This window comes from Alteromonas sp. I10 (assembly GCF_003201515.1).
Classification (GTDB): Bacteria; Pseudomonadota; Gammaproteobacteria; order Enterobacterales; family Alteromonadaceae; genus Alteromonas; species Alteromonas macleodii.
Window position 1 is genome coordinate 152,782 of the sequence record NZ_QJJN01000009.1, and the last position, 25,735, is coordinate 178,516.

Sequence of the window (25,735 nt, forward strand, 5' to 3'; positions counted from 1 at the left end):
TGCATACTCTCGCCAACACACTCTATGGCCAAGTGAAATAATGCCTAGGTGATAGAGCACAGATAAAGTAGCAACAATGAAGACGCTACATAATGGTTTTAAAGGAGTGGTAGTGAAGTATCAGGGAAGAATTCAACAGTGGGACGATGCTAAAGGTTATGGTTTTGTAGAGCCTAACGGTGGAGGCACGCGCGCGTTTACTCATATCAAAGCGTTTAAACAACGCTCTAGGCGCCCGGTTAATGGCGACATTATTGTTTATGAAGTTGAGCAGGATAGAAATGGTAATCACCGCGCCTGCAACATCAGCTTACTCAAGGATCACAAAGCAAAACGTTTACGCGCCAATAAGCCAACCTCGCAAAGAAAACGTAATGTTATCGTACTGAGTATTTTCTCCGGTGCACTTGCGTTATTTACATTGTCAGGTCGGCTACCGTTTATAGTACCTATCGTTTATGGCGCGGTAAGTTTGCTTACCATACTGTTTTACGGCATAGACAAATCGGCTGCAAAAAAGGAAAAACGGCGAGTTTCAGAGGCAAAACTGCATATATTAAGCTTATTGGGAGGTTGGCCTGGTGCATTGCTAGCCCAACAGATTTTTAAACATAAGCGTAGTAAATCGTCATTTATGAGGGTTTATTGGGTAACGGTTTTGGTTAATCTCATTTTGCTTGGGCTAATTGCATTTGAAGTGATTAGTACGCAGGCATTCATGGTTGAAATTTAGCGAAATCGATACCCTTCAATGTCAAAACCAAAACCACTTTCGGAGCCCTTAACATACACCCATCCTTTATTTGGTAAGCGTTTGTGCTCACTTTGATTTAAGCATAATCGCCCATCTGACAAGGTACCGCTCTCTTTTAACAACAGTGAGTGTCGACAGTGTTTAGAGCCGCTGCCTTTTTCATAAGCAAATTTCAGTTCCGTTTCTTGTTTTCCGGACGCCAAGTGAAGCGTGTAGGGCAATGCCCTATCAATAAAATTCCAAGTAAAAATAAGCCCCAAAAACGGCATGGTGAAAATTGTTACTTTTCCACGCCAATCTTTCATCACAAATTGCGCTTGTCGTTTATCGATGGAAATAGACAGGTAATAAAAGGCACAATAAACAAAAGTAAATAAAACAATGGCCCATGTTGAATTATTTAGCCATGCGTTAATCACGATAAAGTTGGTGAATGCCGATACAATCAAAGCGCCAATAAGTACTAAAAAAGCGCCGTTACTGATACGTGTTATTGGATGAAGCTCAGACCACTTAGGTCGAGTAAAATGCTCATCTTGATGGGCGCTATCCGTATCATTCTCAGGTGGCAGCGTTGCACGCTTAGCAGCGAGCTCATTTTTTGCTGCCTGATAGCGTTCTGGAAAGGCCTGCTTATCAATATTTTCCAGAACGTCCTCAAGCTCTTCTATGCTATAAGCGGCGTAATTTGGTTGCTCGGTGATGGCAATACTCATTGATACTTCCTTGTAAACGCATCCTTTCTCTACGCGCTATTTCAGCGCCATATGCACCGCATTAAGTGTTACCTACAATAAACTGCTACAAATTCCAGTACCAAATTTGGCATGTCGCAATGTTCACTTTACGCAGACTGTGCTTGGCTTTTTCTGCATCACGCTTAGACTCGTAAGGGCCCAGAATAACGCGGAACCAATCGCCGTTGCTGCCAGTGCTGTGTCTGATAAGCGCCTCTAAACCTTGGAATGCAATTTTGGCTTTCATCTCTTCAGCCTGCGCGCGGGTTCTAAACGAGGCGCACTGCATTAAATAGCGTTTGTCAGATTTTTCTTGCTCTTTGACCTCAACTTCTACTTCATATCCTGGAAGGGTCTTAATGTACTCCCATTCTTCTTCAGGAAGCTCAGGTAACGTCTCTTCTGTAGGAGCCACAGGTCGTGAAGCTTGTGTATCCACGTCGTCTTCTACATTGTCTTTTATTGACCACAAAAATGCACCAAAGCCAATCACCAATGCGAATACGCCAACAAGGCGCACAATAGGAAGTTTTCCAGAAACCGGGGCGTTAGATTGCGCATTTGATTGCGCGCTTCTGGCTGGTTTTCTACCTTTACCAGCCGGCTTCTTTTTTTGAGGAGAGCGTCCACGAGAGACATAATCGCGTTGAGCCATAGTCGGCAATATTCCTACTTGTTATCGTTGTTTGTATGCGTAAGAAAACGTCATATACCAAATCTTTATGAAGCAGCAGCTTTCCTGCACTTCAATCCTGCAGAAATTTTAACGTATTGCTACCCAACAAGCTAACTGAAATCGGTAGGATCAATATCTATCGACCACCTTACCTTCATTGCCTGTGGCAACGCCTGTAAAAATGGCAGCGCCAAACGCAGCGCATTGTGAAGCGGCGCACGCTTTTCATGACTGCATACCAGCATAAACCGAAACCTGCCTTGCCGCTTTTCAATCAAACAAGGAAACGGGCCATTTAACTCAATGGCATGCTGCTGGTGAAATACTTGCTTACTGTCTTGTAAAAAGCGATAGGCCAAGCTGCTGTCGGTCGCCTCAGCGCGGATCACGAATTGACTAATAAAAGGCGGAAGCCCTGCCGCTTTACGTTCCAATAAAGCGTGTCTGGCGAAATGCCCATAGCCGTTATGTACTAAATCTTGCAGCAAAGGATGGTGGGGATTGTGAGTTTGCAACCACATTTCCCCTGGTTTACTGGCGCGCCCTGCTCTTCCTGCAAGCTGAGTAACAAGCTGAGCAAGTTTTTCTGGTGCTCTAAAATCGGCACTAAAAAGTGCACCATCACAATCTAGCACCGCCACTAAGGTTACATGCGGGAAATGGTGACCTTTTGATAGTATTTGGGTACCGACCAGAAGCTGGTACTCTTGGCGGTTTATTGCATCCAGTGTTTGGTGCAGTTTATCTTTGCCCCGCACGGTGTCGCTGTCTATTCGTACCTGTTTAACACCGGGAAATAAACTTGCAAGCCCTTGCTCGACTTGCTCGGTGCCCGTACCCGCCGTAACTAATTCATTGTGATGGCACGCTTCGCAGTTTGATGGCATTGAGCGCATGCCGCCGCAGTGATGACACTGTAAACGGTTCTGCGCTTTATGCACAGTATAAGGGCGGTCACAACGCTTACACATGACGGTTTCGCCGCAGTGATGGCAAAGCAGCGCTGGCGCATAGCCTCTGCGATTCACAAACACCAATACCTGATTTCCCGCGTTGATATGCTGGCGCATTATCGTTAGCAAGCCTTGCGAAATACCGTAGTGAATGGGTTGGTCACGCGCGTCCAACACATGCTGATACGTGCTTTTCGCCCCTCCCGCTCGCTTAGTTAACTGCAAATGGGCATAGCGACCGCTTAGCGCATTATTAAGTGTTTCGAGTGCGGGCGTGGCGCTGCCTAATAAAAGAGGAATATTGTGCTGCTTAGCCCGCATGGCTGCTAGGTCACGGGCGTGATAGCGAAGTCCATCTTGTTGTTTAAAAGACTCGTCGTGCTCTTCATCCACAATCAGCATGCCGGGGTTGTGCAGCGGCGTGAAAATAGCCGAGCGGGTACCGATGATTATCCCGAGTTCACCAGCTCTTGCTCGCTGCCACACCTGTAGCCGTTCTTTATCAGAAAGCTGAGAGTGTAAAACGCCCACTGCAATACCAAAGCGCTTTTCAAAACGTGACACCGTTTGCGGCGTAAGCCCAATTTCTGGCACAAGTATAAGCACTTGTTTTCCGTCGCGCAGTAAGGGTTCGATGGCTTGAAGGTACACTTCCGTTTTACCGCTACCGGTAACCCCTTCAAGCAAACTTACAGCGAAATTGCCCTGCTGACGATTAAGTGCGGCAATGGCAACCGACTGCTCAGTATCTGGAATTGGCTTTTCAGACACCGATAACGAGGCAAGCCAACTGCCTGACTTAAATTCAGGCGCGACTTCTTCAATGCTTATCAATGACTTTTCGACAAGTGCTTTGACCGCAGGTGCGCCATACTGCTTGCGCGCTTGGGACGCTAATAAGGCACCACCGGCCAGTGCAGTAAAACAGGCTTGTTGTTTAGGCGCCCGCGATAACGTGTCTGCAGTCGTTTGCTTACCTTCTTCGGTAAGCATTAGCATGTCTTGAGGTGTTGGCGCTGCTGACTCGCCTTTGCGCAATAAAACAGGCAGCATGGCGTGTAGCACTTCACCCGGCGCATGATGATAGTACTGCCACAGCCATTGGGCCATTTTCAGCAACACCTCGTCTATAATGGGGGTATCGTCCAGTACCGACTCAATGGCTTTTAGCTTGTTGGAGTTTTCAATGTCGCTTTCAGGTTTGTGTAGGGTTTCAACAACTACGCCCACAAGTTTGCGCGGACCGAAAGGCACAACCACTCTTACACCCGCACTTAGTGCGTTATCGTGGGTATACGTGAAAAGTTGGCGCAGCGGCACTGGCACGGCAACTTGGATAAAGGCCATTGCGAAGGTTCTACCTTATTTGACGATTGTTACAGCGCGTAACGCGCTTACTAAGCTTCTTATGTTGAAACTAATTATACTGAGGCTTCTTGCAGACCTATACGTTACAGCAGTTTGCGCTGCTAACAGCTAGCTACACATTTTGCTATTAGCGCATGATTTTGCTACTAGAGCTATGGCCTAGCCTTGAAACACAAATATTTAAACATACTTTACAGGCAAGCATAAAAGGAATGTTTTTAGTTTGGCCTTTTTATATGGCTACCTTTTTATACGGCTGCCTTGTCTAGCTCTCTTGTTTAGCATTTGGCCAAAAACCGCTTGATCAAGGCCCTGCCATCCTTTATTATGCGCCGCTCTTTTGCGATAGGCTGTTCTTTGAACGACTTATCATTTGAATTAAGTAACGTATGGTGTGCGACTTCGGGTTGTATAGCGATACGGCCTTATTATGTGAGGTAACCCAATGAAACAAGATATCCACCCAAAATACGAAGAAATCACAGCAACTTGCTCATGTGGTAACGTAATGAACATTCGTTCTACGCTTGGTAAAGACATCAACCTAGACGTATGTTCTTCGTGTCACCCATTCTACACTGGTAAGCAACGTAACGTTGACACTGGTGGTCGTGTTGATCGCTTCAAGAAGCGTTTCGGTGCATTGGGCAAAAAGTAAGCCTGATATCGAGTTCGAAAAAAGCGCCTTTATGGCGCTTTTTTATTGCTTAAAATTCACGCTTCACACAAACAAGGTGTGCCAAACAGCGCTTTACCGCCGTTATCCTACGTCAGGCCAGTACCTAGCCAGTTTAACAAGCCCTGCAACTCGCCTTTTTGAAAAACGTTTTTAGCTTAATTTACAACATCCAGCGTGACCTGAACTCAGTGAAGGTTTTTAACATTAGATAAATGCCTATCCCAATTGCCGCCACTCACTTTCTTACACTCTTCTTCGCTATCAAAATAAATACCAACGGGTGCTGACTTAATTGAAGCCAAAGCAATATTCACTTGGTTTATGAAGTCTATATCCCAACCATTAGTTAACGCCCGCTGCATCTCCTGCTCAGTATTAAACACGGCAATCACTTGCGGCGCTCTCCAATGCCCTACGTGAGTTAGCCAAACAAATCCATTATTGGTAGATTTTACGCTTTCGCACACATCGGTTAGCACGGTTATTAGTTTTCTTTCTGTCATATCCTCGCCTTCAGCGCGAATTTTGAGTGGGCTTTCACAGGATTTTATCAGAAATATTGGATGGAGAATTAACGAGGTGTCTCCCTTCGTTCTATTTTCCTGATTTGGGTTTCTGTCCAATGCATTTATGAGAACGTAGATCCCTTTGATAGCTTTGTTTTTATCCTCCACACAATAGACCTACAGAATGTTATGACAAGTCAAAATAAATAGCATGAATGGCAATTATAGCCCCATTTTACTGGTCTAATTAGTACGCCTAACCTACATTGGTATATGAGAATTCTGATCAGATATGTACACAGTGATTGGCTGTGTTAGAGTTGCGATCGGCACTTTGATAGTGAGCATTAATTCTGTGAATAATGCATTGCTTTCAAGACTTATGGCGCTTTTGGGTACATAAACCAGAGGCTTGTATCCATTAAGGTATGTGAACAAAATCAGTAAAGGTTAACGCCTAGTCTGCTTTTCCACATGCCACCTTGGGGCCTATTGATGATTGCTGTAAAACAAAGATCAACAAGCCCTAGTGCTAACAACTATTTATAATCACTTTTGTCATTACTTGGTTGTAACGCGCTTACGTTTATCTATCTATAACTATAACGACAATAAAATAGCTACAGAGCGTGAACGAAAACACCGATGAACCCTACATCTAAGGATACCTTTTTACATGTCAGATTTTAGACAACGCGCACTCGACTATCACGCCAAACCCACACCTGGAAAAATCCGCGTAGAGTTATCTAAGCCAGCAGACAGCGTCGATGACCTTGCTCTTGCCTACAGCCCAGGCGTTGCCGAGCCGGTCAGAGAAATTGCTGAAGATGCAGATAACGCCTATAAGTACACGGGTAAAGGAAACCTGGTTGCCGTTATCAGTAACGGAACCGCAATTTTAGGGTTGGGTAACCTAGGCCCACTGGCATCGAAACCTGTTATGGAAGGTAAAGCCCTTCTGTTTAAACGCTTTGCGGGCCTGGATGCCATTGACATTGAAGTGAAGCACCGTACAACCGAAGAGTTCATTAATACAGTAGCGAATATCGCTGACACATTTGGCGGCATTAACTTAGAAGACATTAAAGCACCTGAATGCTTTGAGATTGAACAAGAGCTAATTAAGCGCTGTAAAATTCCGGTATTTCATGATGATCAGCACGGTACCGCTATCGTAACTGCAGCGGGTATGCTTAATGCTCTGGAAATTCAGGGTAAAAGCATAGAGAGCGCTAAAATTGTGTGTATGGGTGCCGGTGCAGCAGCGGTCGCTTGTATGGAACTGCTTATAAAGTGTGGTGCCCAGCGTGAGCGTATTTATATGCTAGACAGAAAAGGCGTTATCCATACTCGTCGCGAAGACTTAACTGAGCACAAAAAGCTATTTGCTAACAATACTGACAAACGTACGCTTGAAGATGTAATGGAAGGCGCGGATATTTTTGTTGGTGTGTCAGGACCGGATGTTTTACCACCAGAAACACTGGCCTTGATGGCTGAAAACCCAATTGTATTTGCATGTTCTAACCCAGACCCTGAGATAAAGCCTGAACTTGCTCACGAAGTACGTAAAGATCTTATCATGGCGACCGGACGTTCCGACTACCCTAACCAGGTTAACAACGTATTGTGTTTCCCGTTTATTTTCCGTGGAGCACTAGACGTTCGTGCAACGGCCATCAACGACGAAATGAAAGTAGCGGCAGTAGAAGCCCTTCGTGCTATCACGAAGGAGCCTGTACCAGAAGAAGTACTAGCTGCCAGTAAGAGTACTAGTCTGACATTTGGTAAGGAGTACATTATTCCTAAACCTATGGACCCGCGTTTATGCGAGCGTATTGCTACCGCCGTATCTAAGGCTGCGATTGAATCTGGCGTTGCACGCGTGCCTGAAAGCCCAGAAGAATAAAATTCTGGCGCATAAAGCAAAAAAATGGAGGGGCTAGTGCCCAACCTTTATTTGCTAAAAAGTGCGCTTAGAGAATACAAGTACATAAAAAACGGCGCCGTGTTGTAGGTTATCAACTAGCAATAACTTACAACAAAGCGCCGTTTCTCTTTAATACCAAATATCAGTCGTCTTCCGACACATCGTTTTCGAAGCTCGGATCAATGCCCATTTCTTCCATAATGCGTCTTGCTTCAGCCGGTACGCGATTGGGATTGTCTTTGCGCAGGTCATCATCGTTAGGCAATGGTTGACCGGTAAACGCATGCAAAAATGCTTCGCACAACAGTTCTGAATTAGTGGCGTGACGCAGATTATTGATTTGGCGGCGAGTACGCTCATCAGTAAGCGCCTTAAGCACATTAATAGGTATAGAGACAGTGACTTTCTTTACCTGTTCGCTCTTCTTGCCATGCTCTGCGTAGGGGTGAATATATTTACCGTTCCATTCTGCCATTGTACTAACTCGGTCTACTCTTTTTTATGTTATGAAGAGAAATTCTAAACAAGTTCACGAAAAGGTCAATTGAGCAGTGTAAACCTCTTGACGTCTAGACATATATTCTTTAATTTAGACGTCTAAACGTCTATAAGAATACATTTTTGAGAGAAAAAGCCATGGTTTCTTACGCACAAGGTATCGATGCATTAAACCAGTCCCTGTCGGAACTGCGTGATATTGATGTATCTTTTGAATTCTTTCCGCCTAAAACGGAAGCCATGGAACAGACCCTGTGGAAGTCAGTTGAACGTCTAGCGCCACTAAAGCCAAGCTACATGTCGGTAACCTACGGCGCGAATAGCGGTGAGCGTGACAGAACCCACGACGTTGTAAAACGCATTCAGCAGCAAACCGGTGTCGCGGCGGTTCCTCACTTGACCTGTGTTGATGCTAGCCGTGATGAGCTTAAGCAAATTGCAAAAGACTACTGGGACTCAGGTATTCGCCGTATTGTTGCGCTTCGTGGCGATTTACCGCCAGGAGTAGAAAAGACAGAGATGTATGCCTCTGATCTTGTTGCCTTGCTAAAAGACGTTGCCGATTTTGATATTTCTGTTGCTGCCTATCCAGAGAAGCACCCTGAAGCACCAAATGCGCAGTTTGATTTACTAAACCTTAAGCGCAAAGCAGAAGCAGGTGCCACAGAAGCGATAACCCAGTTCTTTTTCGATACGAGTGTGTACCTTCGATTTAGAGACCGTGCAGCCGCAGCGGGTGTCGACTTAGATATCGTTCCGGGTATTTTGCCGGTAACCAACTACCAAACACTGGTGAAATTTGCGGGGTTCACAAATGTTCATGTGCCGGGATGGTTACACAAAATGTTCGACGGCCTTGATGCCGACGACCAAGCTACCCGTAATCTTATAGGCGCTAACATTGCTATGGACCAAGTTAAAGTACTCGCTAAAGAAGGGGTAAAACACTTCCATTTCTATACGTTGAACCGTAGTGAATTAAGCTACGCCATCTGCCACATGCTCGGCGTGCGTTCAGGCGCTTAATACATATGACAATCAAGACCGTGCTTAAGTTTTTTAACGAAGCACTCCACAAAAGGCGCAGTCAATGCGCCTTTGTTGTATAAAGCCTGCATTAAACTTTGCCACCAAGGCCGCCCGCAGTTACCATCTGATATAACATGTAATGAACTATCGATGCTTTATAACAGTCCGCATAGATAAGACCGCGCTGTTTACCATTTACACGGTATCGTCAGGAGAAATTGAGTGGATTTAGACAAGGTTAAAGCCTTATATGACAATGTTACTCCTCAGGTTAGAGATCTCTTTAGCATCTTCATAAAGCGCTGTAGAGAAGACAATATTACTATCTCTGCTGGGCATTTAGCCTATGTAACGTTGTTATCTTTAGTACCATTTATTATGGTGACCTTTACCATTATGTCGGCTTTTCCTGCCTTTGCATCTGTGAGAAGCAAGCTCGAACATTTTGTTTTTAGCAACTTTGTTCCTACCGCCAGTGATGTGGTGCATAAATACATGACCGATTTCGTAGGCAATGCCTCACAAATGAGTGCTATTGGTATTTTGTCGCTGCTGGTCGTTGCGTTAATGCTTATATCAAACGTAGATAAAACCTTAAATAGAATTTGGCGTACGCAAAGTGACAGACCGATTGTGTATACCTTTGCTATTTACTGGATGGTGATCACTCTTGGTCCTATGTTAATCGGCTCCAGTGTGGTGGTCAGTTCTTATTTAACTGGATTAGCGGCATTCACCGAAGAATACACACCAGGTCTTGGTACTTTCTTACTCAGCCTTGTACCAAGCGGCGCAGCCATGCTTGCTTTCACCATTTTATACATGGTGGTTCCTAATAGAAGGGTCTTTGCTCGTCACGCACTGGTGGGCGCTATCGTGGCTACTATCGCTTTTGAAATTACCAAGTCAGGCTTTGCGCTATATGTTACGAACTTTCCTTCGTACGAACTTATTTACGGCGCGCTTGCAGTGGTACCTATTCTGTTTTTATGGGTGTATTTGTCGTGGATAATTGTACTGTTTGGTGCTGAATTTACCTGCAGCCTAGGTGAAGCGTTTGAAAACCGAAAAGCAGAGAACGAACCCCGTAAGGTACCTCAAGAATAACCAGCCCTTCAGGTTTAAAATAAAAAAGGGAGCTTCTCGCTCCCTCTCTATCTATTACTGCTTAAAAGCTAGTTTTTCATTGAAGAAATAAACGCATCAGACTCTGCAATAGCAGAATTCATTTGTCTGATAAGCTGAGCGACGTTGTTCTCGATAGTAGAGAGCTCGCCCTGCAGCGCGCCTATCGCGCTGGCATTTAAATTGTGCTTCAAGTACAGCACATTATCTTGAAGCGCGCTTAATACCGGCGGCATTTTACTTTCCGCTTTGCGCATAGCGGTCATTAGTGAAGCGTAACGACGTTTAGTTTCGCGAAGCTTCGCCGCACTATCTCGCTTCAGCGATGCGTTCTCATACTTCTCTAGCTCTTCAGACCATTCATCGAATAAAGCCTCAGCTACACTTTCCACCTTGTCTATTCTTGAACTCACTTCTTCCGAGGCGGCAACACTATCTTCGTACTGACCGTTTAATCGATTGTAAACATCTTCAAGTTCACCGCCATCAAATGCAACGGCCGCGCTGAATGCCTCCAGCGCCGAATTAAACTGCTCTTGAGCGTCTTCTTGTGATTCTTTCGCGTTTTCAACGCGGTCTACTAAGATATCACGCTTTTCAACGCCCACCTTTTCCCATGCTGCGTAATATGCAGACTGACACCCACTAAGGGCAAGCATAGCAACAAATGCTGATGCAAGTAGCTTCATGCGGTTACTCCACCTCTAAAGCGCGCTGCGCTTATAATACTGATTAGATGCAAAATGGCACCTAATGGCCAGAATACGATAGCAAGAACGACGGTTGCAGCCAGGGCATAGCACACGCCTACGGTAATGAAATAGAACAGCGCGCCCAGTATTCTGCCTTGAACCAAATGACCTAAACCAGGAATAAAGAAGTTACAAATTGCGGCGATTACATTACCGCCCGATCCTTGACCTGCCATATAAACATCCTCGCATTTATGACTATAATATGATTAGCTAGCACGTAATGACACTTGTTCTATAGTATACACTTAAGATTTATCGCTTATTTTACAAGCATAAACAGCGTTGAAGCAGTCAGCACGCAACCGTTTGTATAACAATAAACTAAACTAAAACAGGCACTCACACAACGCGCAGAAACAAAATGAAACGACTTTACCCCGATGTTACCTACTATGAAAATGGATTTATCGAAGTGGGAAGTGGGCATTCGCTTTACTTCGAGCAAAGTGGTAATCCAAACGGCATCCCCGTGCTCTTTATTCACGGAGGCCCAGGTGCAGGCTTACCCCCTAATTACAAATGCTTTTTTGACAGCAATAAGTATCGCATTGTCGGCTATGAGCAACGTGGTTGCGGCCGCTCTACGCCTATAGCTGACACGCTAAATAACGACACCTGGTCGAATGTTGAAGATATCGAAGCACTACGTACACACCTTTCAATTCCAAAATTTCTCTTGTTTGGCGGTTCGTGGGGTTCAACACTCGCCCTGCTCTACGCGTTAAAGTACACGCCGAGAGTGACAGGACTCATTCTACGTGGCGTATTTTTAGCTCGACAGGAAGACAGGGATTGGTTTTTATCGCCAAATGGCTGTGCAGCTCAGTTATTTCCCGAATATTACCGGAAATTTACAAAAGATGTGCCTAAGCCTGTGACCTCTAATTCAGTGTGTGATTTCTATAGCGCAATGGTGCGTTCTAGCAATGATGTACTAAGACATTCAGCGCTTAAAAGATGGTACCAATGGGAAGAGAGACTTTCTCGTATAACTCTACCACCTGGTGTGGGTGATTCGACGACTAATTACCCTATGCAGCTGGTCACCTGTTTAGCCACATTGGAATGCCATTTCCTATCTAATCAATGTTTCCTAGATGAAAACTATATTCTTGAAAACATTAGCAAAATAAGTCATATTCCTGGAACAATTGTACATGGTCGTTACGACATGATCTGCAAAACAGAAGCGGCGGAGGCACTTCACAAAGCGTGGCCTCAAAGTCAGCTACAAATTATCCCCGACGCGGGGCACAGTACTTCCGAGCCTAGTATAGGTTACGCGCTCTGCCGTGCTACCCGCGACATGTCTCGCTTTATTCAGGAGTCGTCAAAGTGATAGGACTAATTCAACGCGTATCGGAAGCCAATGTCACCGTTGCCGGTAATGTTATCGGCGAAATTGGTAAAGGCATGCTGGTGCTCTTGGGTGTAGAGAAAGAAGACGGTGACGCGGAGATTGAGAAACTAGCAAATAAGCTCTGTCGATATCGCATGTTCAGTGACGAAGACGGAAAAATGAATCTAAATGTTGAGCAAGTGGGAGGCGAAATACTGGTGGTCTCTCAGTTCACACTCGTAGCCGATACGCAGAAAGGTAATCGTCCTGGTTTTTCACGCGGTGCATCGCCAGAACACGGCCAAGCCATTTATGAAAAGTTCGTTCAGTCTCTAAAAAATAAAGGTATGGTGGTGGCCACCGGCGAGTTCGGCGCTGATATGCAAGTAGGCCTAATTAATGACGGCCCCGTCACCTTTCAATTTAGCGTTTAGCGGGTAAAATCGTACGCTTCGTCAGCATCCCAAACTTGCTTACATAATTAAGCTTGTACCGCATGTATTCTTACGTTTAAATACTCGTTCATTCATTTAAGAAGGCCGGTTTATTGTGTACAAGGTAGTCACACCAAAAAGCGATGCCGAGTTTGAAGCCTATTTTCATTTTCGGTGGGAACACTTACGCCAGCCATGGAATTTCCCTCCAGGCTCTGAAAAAGACGAATATGAACAAGTCGCAGAGCACCGTATTATTACTAACCGAAATGGCGAAATTGTAGCTTGCGGCCGTGTGCATTTGAACACAGCCGAAGAGGCACAAATTCGTCATATTGCGGTTCACCCAGGCCATCAACGCAAGGGCTTAGGCCAAATGATCATGGCCGCACTAGAAAACGTTGCGAAAGACTTGGGCGCCGAGCGCGCTGTAACGAACAGCCGCGAAATATCTATCGACTTTTTTAGCGCATGTGGCTTTGAAGTTGAGCGTGAAGCGCCTAACGAACTAGGCATGCTGAAACGTCAACAAATGGTCAAGAAGTTCACTGAAAACAACACATTAGTACTTCACCCTAAGTGGTGTAAATCGCTGCAAGAGACATGGTCTGAGACCATTCCCATTACCGAGCACATGGGAATTAAGCTTTACCAGTACACAGGCCGCACGCTTGAAACCCGTGCATCATTAAACAAAAACATCAATATTCACGGCACTATGTTTGCTGGCAGTATTTTTTCTCTAGCTACACTAACTGGCTGGGGCATGATTTACTTGCAGCTTAAAGAGCGTGGATTAGACGGTGACATTGTATTGGGCGATGGTGATATTCATTACCACAAACCCATCACGATGAAACCAAGGGCAATCTGTAATATTGAAACCCTGTCTGGAAAATTCAAGCCGCTAGAGAACGACAACAAGGCAAGGTTTGAGCTGAGTGTGGCAATTTTAGATGGCGACACCCCTGTGGCGGAATTTGAAGGGGTATTCTACGTACTTCCTCCCTCTAAAAATGAAGAAGAGTAGCGTTACGGATTAGCGATCATCACTAATTCGTACGAGCCGTCACTAAGAACAAAAATCCACTCATAACAAAAGCGCCGTTAAGGCGCTTTTTTTGTCGTTAAGCTATTTGTAAGCTATGCACTGCGTGTACTACGCGACCATAGCTGCTTGAAGCTTTTTCATCGCGTTCTTTTCAATTTGACGAACACGCTCTGCAGAAACCTGATATTTATCAGCTAAGTCTTGCAGAGTAATCTTGTTGTCTGCTAACCAACGAGTTTCGATGATATCTTGGCTACGCTCGTCTAGCGTTTTAATCGCTGAGTACAAGCGCTTGCTCGCCGCTGTATCCCAGTCGTTGTTAATTACGTCAGTTTCAACATCTGAAGATTTGTCTTCTAAATACTGAACTGGCGCAAAGTTACCTGTTTCATCTTCGTCCGCAGTTAAATCGAACGCTTGGTCTTGAGAGCTCATACGCGCTTCCATTTGAAGCACTTCTTTTGTACTCACACCCAATTCGTTCGCTACTGTTTGCACTTCGTCATGAGTAAACCAACCAAGACGCTTCTTCGCCTTACGAAGGTTAAAGAACAGTTTGCGCTGCGCTTTGGTTGTCGCAACTTTCACTATTCGCCAGTTTTTAAGTACAAACTCATGAATTTCTGCTTTGATCCAATGTACCGCGAAAGAAACCAAACGTACGCCCACTGTTGGGTCGAAACGCTTAACGGCTTTCATCAGACCGATGTTACCTTCTTGAATTAAGTCGGCTTGTGGTAAGCCATAACCTGAGTAAGATTTTGCAATGTGCACTACAAAACGAAGATGTGACATTACTAGCTTACGAGCGGCTTGTAAGTCTTCGTCTTCGCGAAGGCGCACTGCCAACTCGCGCTCTTCCTCAGCGCTAAGCATATCAATGCTGCTTACAGCTTGGATGTAGCCTTCAATGCTACCGCTGTGTGGCACTGACAGGGCCATAGATTGCAAATTGTTGCTCATTGTTCACCTCATTTATTGCCGCTTCATATTAGCAAAGTAACCGAAGCTGCGCGAGACCTAATTAAGATATGAAGTCTAACCGATATGTAGGTATAGTGACTATTTCTACAATATCAAGACCTAAATTAAGAAAAAAAGTTCAACTTTAAAGCTTGCGGTCCATTTACGAATGCATTCACCGCAAACACTAAGCCTAGACTATCGACTTCACATCGAATGACACGCTGCACTTTCTGGCGTCGTGCCTTTGGGTCGGTCATTTAACCACTACATCATTATACTTTAATTACACATACCAAAGTGAAGGCTAATCTCACTGGTATGAAATCCAACGCTTATTTATTACACGCTAGTTACCCGAAACATAAGATTTCCACTATCTCTAAGATAAGTCAGCAAGGTGCCTACGCGTCAATACAGTATATAAACCTTGTATATGTCATCTTATACCTTGCTTTTCTGGCTGGAAACTGAAAATAATAGATTGAATTAATCGATTTTGCACTACAACCGCTGTACAGCATTTTCCAGACAACAATTATAAAAGACTGGAAGGGAAATACTTAAGGAAAGGAGTAAGGCAAGTGAAGCAAAGAGGATCTTGATGTTTGCTTACGTCGCTAGACAGCCCATATTTAATGTAAACAGAGAAGTTTACGCCTACGAACTACTTTTTCGTGTTGGAGAAGATAACTGCTTTCCCGATATACCTCCTGACGAGGCTACCTCGAAAATTCTTACCTCTACCCATTTAAGCTTAGGTATTGAGGAGATAACCGGAGATAAGAAAGCCTTCATTAACTTTCACCGCGACACACTAATGTTTCGTTTTCCGACCTCTCTGGATGCAAGCAAAGTGGTCATTGAGATTGTAGAAACCGTTGACGTTGATGATGCGCTGGTAGCCGCTTGCAAACATATTCGAGGTCTTGGCTATCCTATTGCTCTTGACGACTATGACATGAAAGGCAAGTGGGAAGCATTCATTCCATTTACCAGCATAGTCAAAATTGACATTACAGAGATCCCCCACGAAAAAATTCCCGCTCTTGTCGAACGCTTCAAGTCGAACAAAATACAGTTGGTTGCAGAAAAAATTGAGACCTATGAAGAATTCAATAAATTCAAAGATATGGGTTTCGACTATTTCCAAGGATACTTTCTAGCTAAACCCGAAATCGTAAGGCACAGAAAGTTAGGGCCCAGCAGCCTAACTATGATGGAGTTACTTACGCTAAGTAGCCAGGCAAAGCTTAATTTCGATGAAGTAAACAAAATCATTGAACGAGATCCCTCGCTTACCTACTTGCTGCTGCGGTTTATCAACAATCCTCTGGTCAACAAGCGACATAAAATAACGTCACTTAAACACGCGTTAACCTTTATGGGCGAAGTAGAAGTGAAGAAGTTCATATCACTGCTGGCTCTTGCAAACCTAAGCGATGGTCAGCCTACTGAGCTAATGCAAATGGCGCTTGTTCGCGCAAAGTTCTGTGAACTGGTCTACACCCAGCTTAAAGGTGCCGATGACCCGTTAAAAGGTTTTCTTACTGGCCTGCTTTCTTTGCTTGATGCCATGATGGAACAGCGAATTGACGATTTGGTCAGCAAGGTTCCAATCAGTGACGACGTTAAAGATGCCCTGTGCGGAAGCCCTGGTGTGCTTCGCAACTGCCTGACGCTGTCACAATTCTTTGAAAGAGCTAAATGGACGGGCATTCAGCAATTCGCAACAAAGTATGGTGTTAAACAGAGTCTTCTGCATAGTTATTACAACGAAGCGATAAAGTGGGCTAAACACATTCATAAGGCCGCTTTGAACGACAACTAAGCCTACGATTACGCCAGTTGATGTGAAATTAATCGTTGAATAGTTGTTAGATTGCGCTTACATATCATAGACTAGGGTCAGTTCTTTTGGATTACACATTAAAGAACACCTAACCTTAGCGTGTGACGTAGCGCTAGCTAAGCCTCTAAATATAACAATAAAAATAACCTTAACCGTGTTGTATCAGGAATAGATTATGTTCGCGTTTATAGCTCGCCAGCCTATTTTAGATAAAAGCAAAAGTGTTTTCGCCTATGAGCTTCTGTTCAGAGATGGCAAGTCTGGTGCTTATCCGGAACATAACGAAGAGAAAGCTAAGTATATTTCTGAGCACTTCCATCCACTTGGGCTTGATGATATCAGCGGCGAAAAAACGTCTTTTATCACGTTCTCGTCAGATACAATTATTTCGCGCTTTCCTACATCGCTTAACCCTGAGTCGGTAGTGGTTGAACTGGCTGATCCATCCGACAACACCAGCGGACTATTCGAAGCATGCCAGCACATAAAGCAACTTGGCTTTAAGCTAGCTATCGATGATCCCATGATGGTGGGTTCAAAACACGACATATTTCCTCTTATCGATATTGTGAAAGTCGATGTGACAAAAACCCGCTTTGAAACCATTGAAAAGCACATTCCGCGCTATCACGATGCGAACGTGCAATTAGTGGCGGAACAGGTTGATACGCAAGATAATTTTTCAACGTGCGTAGATTTGGGTTTCGACTTCTTCCAGGGTTATTTTTTCTCGCAACCGGAAGCACGTATTCTACGACAGCTTCCTGCGTCTAAAATGAACATTGTTGATTTGATGGGCGAAAGCTCTAGCAGCGACTTTGACATAGACCGTATCAGCCAAATTATAGAGCGAGACGCCACCTTAAGCTTCTTATTGCTGAAGTTTATCAATAACCCCACTATTAATAAGCGTTACAAAATTACATCACTAAAGCACGCGCTTAATTACATGGGTGAAGTAGAGATTAAGAAATTCATCGCTTTATTAAGTTTAACGAACTTAGGCGATGAAAAGCCCCTTGAAATCATTCATATGTCTTTAGTTCGCGCTAAGTTTTTCGACTTACTTGCTGAGCGTAGAGGTCTTAGAAATAATCCGCCCATCTCCTTTTTGGTTGGTTTATTTTCGCTTCTTGAAGGGTTACTTGATCAGTCTATGACAGACATTGTAAAGCAGCTGCCGCTCTCCGATGAGGTTAACGATGCACTACTTGGCAAGAACTTAGAAATGAACAGCTATATGACTTTGGTTCGCGCCTTTGAAAGCGCCCTTTGGATGAATGTCATAAAACAAGCTAAAGTGCTCAATATTGACCAGAAGCAGCTGCATATGCTGTATAACCAAGCCATCATTTGGGGCAATGGAGTACGCAGCGCTATCTCCTCACACTACCCCCGTGCGATAGCTTAAGTACAAAACTAAGAACACGCCTACTTACCGCCAATAACGTCATACAGTGACTTATATATTTCGCACTGTAGGCGTGTAAGTATACTCACGTCTACGACTACTTGGGCTCTATTTCCCTTACATGACGCTGCACAGAGATAAGTGAGCCCAGTAAACCGAGCAGCACCGATAGTCCCAGCATAGTCAGCAATGCAGAACCGGTTAATCCGGTAATGTTGAAATCCTTCTGATACATAGCGGCAAACGTAGTGATGCTGCTATCCATCCACCATAGTATGATAATAACGGCAAACCACGCCATTAGTCCGCCCAATAGGCCATACCAGAAGCCTGTATATAAAAACGGGCGATGGATAAACGCATCGGTTGCGCCAACCAGCTTCATCACTACGATTTCGTCATACTTGTTCAAAATATTCAGACGAATGGTGTTACCAATAATTAGTACAACGGCGATGAAAAGTAGTAATCCTATTAGTGTAACCAAGTCTCTGGCAATATCGATAACGGCATATAAACGCTCTAACCATTCGATATCCAGTTTACCTATATCAACTTCACGCTGCTGTCGCAGTTTATCTAGCAGTGCTTTCGCTGCCGTCGGCGACGCGTGTTTTTCGTTTGGCGTTACTAGCACTACATCAGGCAGTGGGTTTTTCTCTAGATAGGCGATGGCATCGCCCAACCCTGACAAGTGCTGAAATTCTTTAAGCGCATCATCCGCTGGAATATAAACAACGCTGTCTATTTCAGACCAGCTGTTTAATCGTGCCACCAGCTGTTGCGAACTTGCCGCGTTGATATCTGGCTTTAAAAACAGAGATATTTCTGACGCCTGATCCCAGCCTGCTGTAATTTTCTCAGTATTTTTCACCATGATATAAAGCGTACTAGGTAGCGTAATACTCAGGCCTAGCACCCCAATAGTCATTAAAGATGCCAGCGGCTGACGCCACAGCTCTCCAAGACTCGCCAGCGCTTGGCGCACATGGCTGACAAAGAACATCACAATAGATTGGACAAAGCCTACTTTGGCAGAAGACGCCCCTTTTGCACGCCCTTTAAACAAAATGCTCATGACCAGTCTCCTTCACTGCTGGCTGAACTTGTGCCATCAAGGTCGTCAGTAAGGCCATCGGTGATCATTTGACCATTTTTGAGGGTCAACGTGCGATAACGCATACGAGCAATCAGCCCTAAATCATGGGTTGCAATAAGTACTGACACGCCCGCTTGATTGAAGTCTTCAAAAAGGCGAATGATTTCCATGGAAAGCTTGGGGTCGAGGTTACCGGTCGGTTCGTCTGCCAGCAGTAACGGGGGTTTATTTACTACTGCTCGCGCGATCCCCACTCGCTGCTGCTCACCACCAGACAACGTAATAGGCAGGCAACGCGCTTTATCTCTTAGCCCTACCATTTCAAGCGCAGCTTCTACGCGCTTGCGAATTTCTTTGTGGGTGTAACCCTCAATGACTAGCGGTAACGCCACGTTGTCAAAAACCGACTTGTCCATCAGCAGCTGGTGACTTTGGAAGATCATGCCGATATCGCGGCGTATATAGGCAATATCTCGACGGGTAATAGCGTTAAGGTCGTGGCCATTAATAAGAACGCGCCCTACTGTTGGGCGCTCCATTAGGCTGATAAGTTTAAGTAGCGTGCTTTTTCCTGCGCCAGAATGCCCTGTCAAAAAGGCCATTTCACCCGGCGCAATATGAAAATTCACCTTGCTTAGCGCACGTTGTCCGCCCGGATAGGTTTTGCTTACCTGCTCAAACTTTATCATTATTTTTCCCTACCGCTTTGCTGGTTTTAGCTTTCAGGTGTGTCCATTTCGCTAAACAACGCATCAATAAATTCTTGTCCATCAAACTGGCGTAAATCATCAATACTTTCGCCAACACCTATATACCTTATAGGAATTTTAAACTTATCGGCAATAGAGAATATAACGCCGCCTTTCGCTGTACCGTCTAACTTGGTAAGCGTGATGCCTGTTAAGCCCACGGCTTCATTAAACAACTTGGCTTGGCTAATGGCGTTTTGCCCTGTACCTGCATCCAATGTAAGCATAACTTCGTGAGGCGCATTCGGATTAATTTTCTTCATTACGCGAACCACTTTCTTAAGCTCTTCCATCAAGTTGTTCTTATTCTGCAGGCGCCCTGCCGTGTCGGCAATAAGGATATCTGTGCCGCGCGATTTTGCTGCTTCTAGTGCATCGTAAAGTACCGATGCACTGTCAGCGCCAGTGTGCTGTGCGATAACCGGAATATCGTTGCGCTCGCCCCATACTTGAAGCTGTTCAACTGCCGCCGCTCTAAAGGTATCACCCGCAGCAAGCATCACTTTCTTACCTTCTTGCTGAAACTGCTTAGCCAGCTTACCAATAGTCGTGGTTTTACCTACGCCATTTACGCCAACCATTAAGATAACGAACGGACCTTCACTGGAATCATGGGCCTGCATCACTTCTGACAGAGGCTGATTCACTTGAGACAACATGCCAGACATTTGCTGCTTCATGATCTCCAGCAAGGCTTCGGCATCTTTTAAATCTTTTCGAGAAGCACTATCGGTTAGGTGATCGATGATTTTTTGCGTAGTATCCATGCCCACGTCAGCAACTAACAGTTGTGTTTCAAGATCTTCGTACAGCTCGTCATCGATGGTTTTGCCTTTAAACAGGCTAACAATACCACTGCCTAGGTTTTCTTTTGTACGAGATAGGCTTTCTTTTAAACGTGCAAATAACGACTTTTTCTCTTTAGGCTTTTCTTCGGCTTTGGCTTTAGCCTGTGCTTCTGCTTTAGCGCGAGCCTCTTCTTCCGCTTTAGCCTTCGCCTGCGCTTCAGCTTCTGCCTTAGCGCGAGCCTCTTCTTCCGCTTGCGCCTTCGCCTGTGCTTCTGCCTCTGCCTTTGCGCGGGCTTCTTCTTCCGCTTGGGCTTTCGCCTGTGCTTCAGCCTCTGCCTTTGCGCGCGCTTCTTCTTCCGCCTGCGCTTCAGCCTTTGCGCGGGCCTCTTCTTCCGCTTTAGCCTTCGCCTGTGCTTCAGCCTCTGCCTTTGCGCGGGCTTCTTCTTCCGCTTGGGCTTTCGCCTGTGCTTCAGCTTCTGCCTTTGCACGAGCTTCTTCTTCCGCTTTAGCCTTCGCCTGTGCTTCAGCTTCTGCCTTTGCGCGAGCCTCTTCTTCCGCTTGCGCCTTCGCCTTTGCTTCAGCTTCTGCCTGTAAGCGAGCTTCTTCTTCCGCTTGGGCTTTTTGTTTATCTGCTTTTTTGTTCTTACTGAACCAGCCAAAAAGTTTCGACATCGTTAGGACAAATCCTTATAAATTCTTAGCAATTTCGGCTACACTTGCCGCCTAATGTATGAACGCATGATACCATTGTCAGCCACTATGAAGCGAGTTTCTCGCCCTACTCGGGCACCATCTTCTGCAAAAAAACCTTATTCATCCCAAAAAGGGAAAAAATCAGGGAAAACCCAAAGCACAAATAGTCCTGGGCAAATACGCATTATCGGTGGCCAATGGCGTGGTAGAAAGTTACCCGTACTCAATGCAGAAGGGTTAAGGCCAACTACAGACAGGAACAAAGAAACTTTGTTTAACTGGTTAATGCCTTACATAAACGATGCACGCTGCTTGGATGTATTTGCGGGTTCTGGTGGGCTAGGTTTAGAAGCTCTGTCTCGCTGTGCAGCACATTGTGATTTTATAGAGTTGGATAAACAGGCAGCAAGCCAGCTTAAAAGTAATCTTACCTTATTAAAAGCAAATGAACTGGCGTCAGCAACCGTTCATCAAGGGGACGCACTAGGTATTTTAAAAGGCATCAGCCAAGCGCCTTACGATATTGTTTTTGTCGATCCGCCTTTTGCGAAATCATTGGTAGCACCTACGCTGGCTGCGCTAGAAGATAACAAACTTGTTCATAGTGGTAGCGTGGTGTATTTAGAGCACGAAAGTGCGCTAACAACGCCCGCTCTCCCCGCCCATTGGCAAATTATTAAAGACAAACAAACTAGCGCGCTGCGCTATATGCTAATTGAGGTATGTTGATTGATAACGATTGAAGTGCCTCAATTGAGGAGCGATAAGCCGTGACCTTTAACTAAGTACACGGCTTTTATTGAGCATAAGAGCTAAGGATCTTTTGCTCGTTTTACCTAAGCAAGATCAAGTTGCATTGTCATTAAAGCTCAAGACCAATATTGGAGATTCCAGCTTCCAAGGCAAGTGCTTTCATTTCGTCTGCCGCTTTCGCTGGGTATTTGGCTTGCTCTACATAATCAAGCAATTCGTTTTGTACCTCAACTTCAAACTCCATCAGCGGATGCCCTTTTACAGTCTCGTCATCGGCTTCTTCGCTTTCTAGCAAATAGGCTTCTACGCTGCCTTGCGATAACTTGCTGATGACCACTGCGCCTTGCGGATCGTCGCCTGCCATCAAATTTAGCAAACCAGCTAGACCAATAGCTGCATCAATTGCTGGATAAACGCCATAGTTGTCATGCTCACTGGTATCAGGTGTAGCCACTTCAACTTTCTCAAGCTGTACCGCAATGTTGAATTTGCTCTTGGGTGATTTCAACGTTTCCCACACCAAATTCAAACAGTTGCGCAATGCGCTTGCATCACCACTTTCCGTTAACTCACAGAAAAGCGTGTAGTTGGGTAGCATACGCTCAAGTAATGCAGCACCGAATGCAACGGCTTTCCAGCCTTCCAAGGCGCGAACGCGCCCAAAGGTATTAAGTTTTTGCTTTGCCATTTAAAGGGCTCCAGTGGCATGCATGAAATATTGGGTAACGCCATCCAGCAACATTTGGATAGCAATCATAACTAGGATCATACCCATTAATCGCTCCATCGCAACTAGACCGCGCTCCCCCAGAATTTTATGGAACACATTTGAAAATAGTAAGATCACTGCGCTTATCGACCATGAAGCCGCAAGCGCAATCGACCAGTCAGCCATTCTGTCTGGCGCTTGGTTGGCAAGAAGAATAAGCGCAGCCAGCGTTGAAGGGCCCGCTATCATAGGAATAGCTAGAGGTACTAGAAAAGGCTCTTCACCTACAGCTAATCCACTGGGGTTGCCCGATGATGGAAAAATCATTTTAAGCGCAATAAGGAACAGAATAATTCCCCCAGCGATACTTACAGTCTCTTGTTCCACGTTCAGAAAGTTGAGAACCGATTGGCCACTGAACAAAAAGAGAAACAGGATGCCAAGAGCGAATAATAATTCTCGAATTAGGATGACTTGACGACGCTTTGGTTCTATCGATTTGAGTACCGACATGAACACAGGGAGGTTACCTAAGGGATCCATGATCAAAAAGAGCATGATGGCAGCAGACCAAGTATCCATTTTTTTACTGTCTCCGGTTGTGAGGCTAAGCCCGTTTGCGCGTAAACCATTGAGTATAACTCAAAGTTCTTACTGATGGTCGTTTTAGGCGCGCAATGGTAAACCAAGCTGACTTAGTTAAAAACACCTTTTAAGGCATGATTGTTTTTCATTTATCTAGAGCCTGCAAAAAATACTCGAAAAATAACGAAAGTGCGCTTTACTAAAGCGTAGGGAGAAGTGTTTGTCATTTCTAAGCGGTGTTTTCGCCTTATTCACGGTCAGAATTCAAACAGCCCAATTGGGTTTTTCTACACCTTTTGGATAATGTCTTATCTCCAGAGCTTTTGATGTAATAGTGGGTAACATCATTTTGTTTAACGTTTTGTTCTGCGCATTGTTCGGCGTTGGAACCTGTTAATCCTCAATAAGAACAACCAAAAATAGGAAATATTGCAATGAGTTTGATGACTGTTAAAGAAGTGGCTGCTTTTCTTGGCGTACAAGAAGTGCGCGTAGAGCGCCTTGAGCGTGAAAGCCTTTTGGTTTCGAAAGATAAAGACACCGACGGTAACCCACTTTTCGACAGTGGCGACGTTGAACGCTATAAAACGCTAGCTGAGCGTTTAGGCGGGATCTAATTTACAGAATAAGGGCGTGATTTTTTGCAAAGTCACGCCCTTTTTATTTTTTTGCGCGAAGCGACGTTAGTTCAAGTAACGTTATTCGCTTTGCCTCTACACATCCACGTGGCACAACGTGCGACGTTTAAAAATAGAGCAGCGTTCGACAGCCGTTAGGGCGTCGAACGCTATTTTATTTATGCACTGAAGTCTTTCAGCATTCTCGCAATTGAGCGAATACCTTTCGCTGTTGCCCCTACCGGCATTTCAGATGTTGCCCCGCCATGGTAAGCAGCGGCTAAATCCAAATGTACCCAGCCTTCTGGCTTAACAAAGCGTGATAAGAAGCCCGCAGCGTTTGATGCACCGCCACCACCGCCACCTTTCATCGGGCGACTGTTTGCTGTATCTGCGAACGCCGATGGACAGCGCTCTGCGTGGAAATCTTCTAGTGGTAGCGGCCAAAAACGTTCGTTTTCTGCCTTTGCTGCTTTAAGCATTTGTTCGCGGGCATTATCATCTAACGAGAATACGCCATGGTAATCAGAACCCAGTGCAACCACTGCAGCACCGGTTAGTGTTGCTGCATCAATAATCAGCGGTGCGCCCGTCTCTGTTGCCGCCATAAGGCCATCAGCCAACACTAAACGTCCTTCAGCATCGGTATTAACCACTTCAACGGTTACCCCATTTTTATAGGTAAGCACATCACCTAACTTATAAGCGTGACCGCTAATAAGGTTTTCGGCACAGCACAAAATAAGCTGAATACGCTTTTCACTGCCTTGAGAAATAGATAGCCCTAATGCCCCTGTTACCGTCGCTGCGCCGCCCATGTCACATTTCATATCTAACATGCCTTCGCTTGATTTAATGCTGTAGCCACCGCTGTCGAAGGTGATGCCTTTTCCAACTAGCACGGCATCAACTGGCGCATCCGTATTACCTGTTGGGTTGTAATCAAGTACCAGCATTGCAGGCGGACGTTCACTACCGCGGCCCACATTATAAATGCCAATCCAGCCCTGCTCTTTAAGATCTTCACCTACCGTCATTGAGTAGGTTACCTTGTCACCACCCAGTGACTTAAGCCACTGTGCTGCTCGGGTTGCTAAGGTTTCAGGGCTTAAGTCTTCAGGTGTTTCGTTTACCAGCTGACGGGTAAATAGTAACGCCGCATATTCTTGCTCTAGCGCTTCTTTGTCAGCCGTTTCGGCCCATTTTATTGACGCTGGTTTGCGGGCACGCGTGAAGCTAAGTGCAAAAGCCCACTGCTGCTCTTTGTGCCAATCACCGCTTAGCGTAACTGCTGGCAGGCTTAAGCCATCTAGCTTTCTTGCCGCTTGCTGAATTAAACGCTCATTAAGCTTGTCGTCAGGCAGGTGAATAACTGCACCTGATTCAGTGAAAGAAAGCTTAGCACTCTCGCCCCACACTGCTTCAGCACTGTTTCTAGAAAGGCTAACGGTAAATTCTGCCATCGCGTTTTATTCCTTATTACATCGTTATATTATTGCAAAGCGCTTTTTGCGCTTGCACAAATGTTTGTTACTCTTTGGCGCCTTGTTTACTGCGCTTGTTGTTCGCTAACCACATACGCTTTGTTCGCTAAGCGCATACGCTATACGTGCTCGTTCAAAAGCACACATATCAATTAGCGAAACACACTAACGTGTTTTCACCTACATTCTAAAAAA

26 protein-coding genes are annotated in these 25,735 nt (G+C 45.1%); 12 read left to right on the forward strand and 14 right to left on the reverse strand.

Annotated features, from left to right (window positions below; translation table 11 throughout):
• Nucleotides 1-112 precede the first annotated feature (112 nt).
• On the forward strand, nt 113-733 hold the full coding sequence (locus BZA03_RS16540) for a DUF1294 domain-containing protein (protein ID WP_239301100.1): 621 nt from the start codon (nt 113-115) through the stop codon (nt 731-733).
• Here BZA03_RS16540 and BZA03_RS16545 read toward each other — a convergent pair.
• The 3 genes from BZA03_RS16545 to priA all read right to left on the reverse strand — a co-directional run bounded on the left by BZA03_RS16545 (nt 730) and on the right by priA (nt 4,467).
• Entirely contained in the window at nt 730-1,470 is a 741-nt protein-coding gene (locus BZA03_RS16545; RefSeq protein WP_110289371.1) for a hypothetical protein, read from the reverse strand. The genes BZA03_RS16540 and BZA03_RS16545 overlap by 4 nt on opposite strands.
• An 85-nt stretch (nt 1,471-1,555) precedes the next feature.
• On the reverse strand, nt 1,556-2,146 hold the full coding sequence (locus BZA03_RS16550; protein WP_014977575.1) for a cbb3-type cytochrome oxidase assembly protein: 591 nt from the start codon (nt 2,144-2,146) through the stop codon (nt 1,556-1,558).
• A 131-nt stretch (nt 2,147-2,277) separates the two neighbouring features.
• On the reverse strand, nt 2,278-4,467 hold the full coding sequence (gene priA, locus BZA03_RS16555) for a primosomal protein N' (RefSeq protein ID WP_110289372.1): 2,190 nt from the start codon (nt 4,465-4,467) through the stop codon (nt 2,278-2,280).
• Nucleotides 4,468-4,933: 466 nt separating this feature from the next.
• Here priA and rpmE point away from each other — a divergent pair, with 466 nt between their 5' ends.
• Nucleotides 4,934-5,146 carry a 50S ribosomal protein L31 gene (rpmE, locus tag BZA03_RS16560; protein WP_014950975.1) on the forward strand — a complete coding sequence of 71 codons (213 nt, stop codon included), beginning with the start codon at nt 4,934-4,936 and terminating at the stop codon, nt 5,144-5,146.
• A gap of 206 nt (nt 5,147-5,352) precedes the next feature.
• Here rpmE and BZA03_RS16570 read toward each other — a convergent pair whose 3' ends face one another.
• Nucleotides 5,353-5,670 carry a hypothetical protein gene (locus tag BZA03_RS16570; protein WP_258364657.1) on the reverse strand — a complete coding sequence of 106 codons (318 nt, stop codon included), beginning with the start codon at nt 5,668-5,670 and terminating at the stop codon, nt 5,353-5,355.
• A 679-nt stretch (nt 5,671-6,349) separates the two neighbouring features.
• Here BZA03_RS16570 and BZA03_RS16575 point away from each other — a divergent pair.
• Nucleotides 6,350-7,585, forward strand: a complete 1,236-nt coding sequence (locus BZA03_RS16575; protein ID WP_014950978.1) for a malic enzyme-like NAD(P)-binding protein — start codon at nt 6,350-6,352, stop codon at nt 7,583-7,585.
• Nucleotides 7,586-7,748: 163 nt separating this feature from the next.
• Here the strand turns inward: BZA03_RS16575 and metJ are convergent, their stop codons facing one another.
• Entirely contained in the window at nt 7,749-8,081 is a 333-nt protein-coding gene (gene metJ / locus BZA03_RS16580; protein ID WP_014950979.1) for a met regulon transcriptional regulator MetJ, read from the reverse strand.
• Between the two features lie 161 nt (nt 8,082-8,242).
• On the opposite strand from metJ, the gene metF reads away from it, so the two are divergent.
• Nucleotides 8,243-9,130, forward strand: a complete 888-nt coding sequence (metF, locus tag BZA03_RS16585; protein ID WP_014950980.1) for a methylenetetrahydrofolate reductase — start codon at nt 8,243-8,245, stop codon at nt 9,128-9,130.
• Nucleotides 9,131-9,355: 225 nt separating this feature from the next.
• Nucleotides 9,356-10,240 (forward strand): virulence factor BrkB family protein, encoded by an 885-nt coding sequence (locus BZA03_RS16590; protein ID WP_014950981.1) that lies wholly within the window; start codon nt 9,356-9,358, stop codon nt 10,238-10,240.
• A 68-nt stretch (nt 10,241-10,308) separates the two neighbouring features.
• Here BZA03_RS16590 and BZA03_RS16595 read toward each other — a convergent pair whose 3' ends face one another.
• Both BZA03_RS16595 and BZA03_RS16600 read right to left on the reverse strand, forming a co-directional pair.
• Nucleotides 10,309-10,947 carry a DUF2959 domain-containing protein gene (locus BZA03_RS16595; RefSeq protein ID WP_014950982.1) on the reverse strand — a complete coding sequence of 213 codons (639 nt, stop codon included), beginning with the start codon at nt 10,945-10,947 and terminating at the stop codon, nt 10,309-10,311.
• The gene (locus BZA03_RS16600) at nt 10,944-11,186 is read right to left on the reverse strand and encodes a hypothetical protein (protein WP_014950983.1); all 243 of its coding nucleotides are present in this window, start codon (nt 11,184-11,186) and stop codon (nt 10,944-10,946) included. The genes BZA03_RS16595 and BZA03_RS16600 overlap by 4 nt, the downstream gene beginning before the upstream one ends.
• Before the next feature lie 188 nt (nt 11,187-11,374).
• Here BZA03_RS16600 and pip point away from each other — a divergent pair, with 188 nt between their 5' ends.
• The 3 genes from pip to BZA03_RS16615 all read left to right on the forward strand — a co-directional run bounded on the left by pip (nt 11,375) and on the right by BZA03_RS16615 (nt 13,816).
• The gene (gene pip / locus BZA03_RS16605; protein WP_014950984.1) at nt 11,375-12,352 is read left to right on the forward strand and encodes a prolyl aminopeptidase; all 978 of its coding nucleotides are present in this window, start codon (nt 11,375-11,377) and stop codon (nt 12,350-12,352) included.
• A complete protein-coding gene (gene dtd, locus BZA03_RS16610; RefSeq protein ID WP_039226792.1) occupies nt 12,349-12,786 on the forward strand; it encodes a D-aminoacyl-tRNA deacylase in 438 nt (145 codons plus the stop codon). The genes pip and dtd overlap by 4 nt, the downstream gene beginning before the upstream one ends.
• Before the next feature lie 115 nt (nt 12,787-12,901).
• A complete protein-coding gene (locus tag BZA03_RS16615; RefSeq protein WP_014950986.1) occupies nt 12,902-13,816 on the forward strand; it encodes a bifunctional GNAT family N-acetyltransferase/hotdog fold thioesterase in 915 nt (304 codons plus the stop codon).
• 129 nt (nt 13,817-13,945) lie between these two features.
• Here the strand turns inward: BZA03_RS16615 and rpoH are convergent, their stop codons facing one another.
• Entirely contained in the window at nt 13,946-14,800 is an 855-nt protein-coding gene (gene rpoH / locus BZA03_RS16620) for an RNA polymerase sigma factor RpoH (RefSeq protein ID WP_014950987.1), read from the reverse strand.
• Between the two features lie 604 nt (nt 14,801-15,404).
• On the opposite strand from rpoH, the gene BZA03_RS16625 reads away from it, so the two are divergent.
• Both BZA03_RS16625 and BZA03_RS16630 read left to right on the forward strand, forming a co-directional pair.
• Nucleotides 15,405-16,631, forward strand: a complete 1,227-nt coding sequence (locus tag BZA03_RS16625; RefSeq protein ID WP_014950988.1) for an EAL and HDOD domain-containing protein — start codon at nt 15,405-15,407, stop codon at nt 16,629-16,631.
• Between the two features lie 196 nt (nt 16,632-16,827).
• On the forward strand, nt 16,828-18,063 hold the full coding sequence (locus tag BZA03_RS16630) for an EAL and HDOD domain-containing protein (protein ID WP_039226795.1): 1,236 nt from the start codon (nt 16,828-16,830) through the stop codon (nt 18,061-18,063).
• Nucleotides 18,064-18,160: 97 nt separating this feature from the next.
• On the opposite strand, the gene ftsX is transcribed toward BZA03_RS16630, so the two are convergent.
• Genes ftsX through ftsY form a run of 3 tightly spaced genes read right to left on the reverse strand, consistent with a single transcriptional unit; the run spans nt 18,161 to nt 21,371 of the window.
• On the reverse strand, nt 18,161-19,141 hold the full coding sequence (ftsX, locus tag BZA03_RS16635) for a permease-like cell division protein FtsX (protein ID WP_061096014.1): 981 nt from the start codon (nt 19,139-19,141) through the stop codon (nt 18,161-18,163).
• Nucleotides 19,138-19,851, reverse strand: coding sequence for a cell division ATP-binding protein FtsE (gene ftsE, locus BZA03_RS16640; protein WP_049589056.1), 714 nt, complete (start codon nt 19,849-19,851; stop codon nt 19,138-19,140). The genes ftsX and ftsE overlap by 4 nt, the downstream gene beginning before the upstream one ends.
• Nucleotides 19,852-19,877: 26 nt before the next feature.
• A complete protein-coding gene (gene ftsY / locus BZA03_RS16645; protein ID WP_110289374.1) occupies nt 19,878-21,371 on the reverse strand; it encodes a signal recognition particle-docking protein FtsY in 1,494 nt (497 codons plus the stop codon).
• 66 nt (nt 21,372-21,437) lie between these two features.
• Here ftsY and rsmD point away from each other — a divergent pair, with 66 nt between their 5' ends.
• Nucleotides 21,438-22,121 (forward strand): 16S rRNA (guanine(966)-N(2))-methyltransferase RsmD, encoded by a 684-nt coding sequence (gene rsmD / locus BZA03_RS16650; RefSeq protein WP_110289393.1) that lies wholly within the window; start codon nt 21,438-21,440, stop codon nt 22,119-22,121.
• 133 nt (nt 22,122-22,254) lie between these two features.
• Here the strand turns inward: rsmD and BZA03_RS16655 are convergent, their stop codons facing one another.
• Entirely contained in the window at nt 22,255-22,833 is a 579-nt protein-coding gene (locus BZA03_RS16655) for a YjaG family protein (RefSeq protein WP_014977586.1), read from the reverse strand.
• Nucleotides 22,834-23,436 carry a YhgN family NAAT transporter gene (locus BZA03_RS16660; protein WP_014977587.1) on the reverse strand — a complete coding sequence of 201 codons (603 nt, stop codon included), beginning with the start codon at nt 23,434-23,436 and terminating at the stop codon, nt 22,834-22,836.
• A gap of 437 nt (nt 23,437-23,873) precedes the next feature.
• On the opposite strand from BZA03_RS16660, the gene BZA03_RS16665 reads away from it, so the two are divergent.
• Entirely contained in the window at nt 23,874-24,056 is a 183-nt protein-coding gene (locus BZA03_RS16665; protein WP_014950994.1) for a hypothetical protein, read from the forward strand.
• 179 nt (nt 24,057-24,235) lie between these two features.
• Here BZA03_RS16665 and pepB read toward each other — a convergent pair whose 3' ends face one another.
• Nucleotides 24,236-25,519: an aminopeptidase PepB gene (gene pepB, locus BZA03_RS16670; RefSeq protein WP_110289375.1), complete on the reverse strand. Its 1,284-nt coding sequence runs from the start codon at nt 25,517-25,519 to the stop codon at nt 24,236-24,238.
• Nucleotides 25,520-25,735: the final 216 nt, after the last annotated feature.

Coding starts and splice junctions, on each gene's coding strand:
- BZA03_RS16545 (WP_110289371.1), bottom strand. CDS start 1,470: ATGAGTATTGCCATCACCGAGCAACCAAATTACGCCGCTTATAGCATA.
- BZA03_RS16550 (WP_014977575.1), bottom strand. CDS start 2,146: ATGGCTCAACGCGATTATGTCTCTCGTGGACGCTCTCCTCAAAAAAAG.
- priA (WP_110289372.1), bottom strand. CDS start 4,467: ATGGCCTTTATCCAAGTTGCCGTGCCAGTGCCGCTGCGCCAACTTTTC.
- rpmE (WP_014950975.1), top strand. CDS start 4,934: ATGAAACAAGATATCCACCCAAAATACGAAGAAATCACAGCAACTTGC.
- BZA03_RS16570 (WP_258364657.1), bottom strand. CDS start 5,670: ATGACAGAAAGAAAACTAATAACCGTGCTAACCGATGTGTGCGAAAGC.
- BZA03_RS16575 (WP_014950978.1), top strand. CDS start 6,350: ATGTCAGATTTTAGACAACGCGCACTCGACTATCACGCCAAACCCACA.
- metJ (WP_014950979.1), bottom strand. CDS start 8,081: ATGGCAGAATGGAACGGTAAATATATTCACCCCTACGCAGAGCATGGC.
- metF (WP_014950980.1), top strand. CDS start 8,243: ATGGTTTCTTACGCACAAGGTATCGATGCATTAAACCAGTCCCTGTCG.
- BZA03_RS16595 (WP_014950982.1), bottom strand. CDS start 10,947: ATGAAGCTACTTGCATCAGCATTTGTTGCTATGCTTGCCCTTAGTGGG.
- BZA03_RS16600 (WP_014950983.1), bottom strand. CDS start 11,186: ATGGCAGGTCAAGGATCGGGCGGTAATGTAATCGCCGCAATTTGTAAC.
- pip (WP_014950984.1), top strand. CDS start 11,375: ATGAAACGACTTTACCCCGATGTTACCTACTATGAAAATGGATTTATC.
- rpoH (WP_014950987.1), bottom strand. CDS start 14,800: ATGAGCAACAATTTGCAATCTATGGCCCTGTCAGTGCCACACAGCGGT.
- BZA03_RS16625 (WP_014950988.1), top strand. CDS start 15,405: ATGTTTGCTTACGTCGCTAGACAGCCCATATTTAATGTAAACAGAGAA.
- BZA03_RS16630 (WP_039226795.1), top strand. CDS start 16,828: ATGTTCGCGTTTATAGCTCGCCAGCCTATTTTAGATAAAAGCAAAAGT.
- ftsX (WP_061096014.1), bottom strand. CDS start 19,141: ATGAGCATTTTGTTTAAAGGGCGTGCAAAAGGGGCGTCTTCTGCCAAA.
- ftsE (WP_049589056.1), bottom strand. CDS start 19,851: ATGATAAAGTTTGAGCAGGTAAGCAAAACCTATCCGGGCGGACAACGT.
- ftsY (WP_110289374.1), bottom strand. CDS start 21,371: ATGTCGAAACTTTTTGGCTGGTTCAGTAAGAACAAAAAAGCAGATAAA.
- rsmD (WP_110289393.1), top strand. CDS start 21,438: ATGATACCATTGTCAGCCACTATGAAGCGAGTTTCTCGCCCTACTCGG.
- BZA03_RS16655 (WP_014977586.1), bottom strand. CDS start 22,833: ATGGCAAAGCAAAAACTTAATACCTTTGGGCGCGTTCGCGCCTTGGAA.
- BZA03_RS16660 (WP_014977587.1), bottom strand. CDS start 23,436: ATGGATACTTGGTCTGCTGCCATCATGCTCTTTTTGATCATGGATCCC.
- BZA03_RS16665 (WP_014950994.1), top strand. CDS start 23,874: ATGAGTTTGATGACTGTTAAAGAAGTGGCTGCTTTTCTTGGCGTACAA.
- pepB (WP_110289375.1), bottom strand. CDS start 25,519: ATGGCAGAATTTACCGTTAGCCTTTCTAGAAACAGTGCTGAAGCAGTG.